The sequence below is a fragment of the Streptomyces sp. NPDC031274 genome (assembly GCF_055570235.1).
The window spans coordinates 292-1367 of record NZ_JBVIHP010000248.1 but is presented as its reverse complement, the minus strand read 5'-3'; the positions used below and the strand labels follow the sequence as shown (position 1 = coordinate 1367).

At 65.7% G+C, this 1076-nt stretch carries 1 protein-coding gene and 1 pseudogene; both read right to left on the bottom strand.

The genetic code is table 11. The features are described from left to right. Positions 1-558, bottom strand: a pseudogene (locus tag ACZ5CR_RS45385) (hypothetical protein); the annotation flags it as partial. Next, positions 558-1031 (bottom strand): hypothetical protein, encoded by a 474-nt coding sequence (locus ACZ5CR_RS45380; RefSeq protein ID WP_468869588.1) that lies wholly within the window; start codon positions 1029-1031, stop codon positions 558-560. The pseudogene ACZ5CR_RS45385 and the gene ACZ5CR_RS45380, both read right to left, overlap by 1 nt. Between the last annotated feature and the right edge of the window lie 45 nt (positions 1032-1076).

Below are 1076 nucleotides of genomic sequence, written 5' to 3'. Positions count from 1 at the left end.
GCCCCCACCGGGGACAAAGCCCGCTTCCGGTTTCGGCATCCCCACATCCGGCATAGCCGAAAACGTAGGCGGCTCCTGCCCGGCCATCGAGTGCTGCGACACCTGGTAGAACGACGACAACCGGTTCATCTGGTTGATCGCCTCTTGGCGATGGTTCTCCGCCTTGGCCGCGGCGTCGTACTCCGCATTGCCGTCCACCCGCTTGGGGGTGGGGATGTCCTCGACCATCTTCGGATCGGCGCGCTGGTCCCTGGGCGGCATGGAGCTACGGACAGATGCCAGCCCCGCGCCGGCCGAAGCGATCTGAACGCCGGCGGTGTCAGCGAAGTCGGAGAGTAGATGCGTGTCCCTGACGAGGTTCTTGCCCCACTTGCGGAACGCCTCCCCTGCCGCCCCCTCCCAGTCGACGCGATCGATGTGCTCGCCGAGCTCTTTGGCGGCCGCGGCAATCGCGTTGCGGGCCTTCTTGAGGGCCTCGCCCGCGCTCTCCAGATCTGCGGGGTTTGCTTGTTCGACCAAGTCGATCATGTCGTTGAGGCGGTGGCCTTCGAAGCTCATCAGCGCCACCCGGAGTCAGAGCCGGCGTCGCCATTGCTACGGGGCGAATCAGGCATGCCGTCCTTCTCGCGCTGAGCGGCAGCCTCGTCGCGGTCAACCCTGGTCTGGATCGCCCAGAAACGCTGCCTCAGGTCCTCGTCAAGGTTGTCGAAGCCGACGTCCGCGCCATGCACCGCGATGCTCATGGCGTCGATCTGGTCGCCGAGCATCTTGGAGAGCGAGGTCAGCCGCTCGTGAACCTGGTCATATTGCGCGTACAAGCTATCGGCCGCCGGAAAGGCGCTGCCTGCACCGCTGAAGGAACCCCGGGAGAGCTTGTGCACCCCAACCTTGCTCGAACCGCCCGCCGAACCCTCGAACTCCGTGAGCAGCGTGTTGACGCGCCGACGAAAGGTCTTCAGCGCCTCTAGCCCCCGCTTGAGGTCGGCGTCAGATGACGACCCCGTACCCCCGCGCCCGTCTGTAGCAAGCACGATGCCTACCCTCCCCGTTACCTGCCGGACCGGACCGTTTCACGA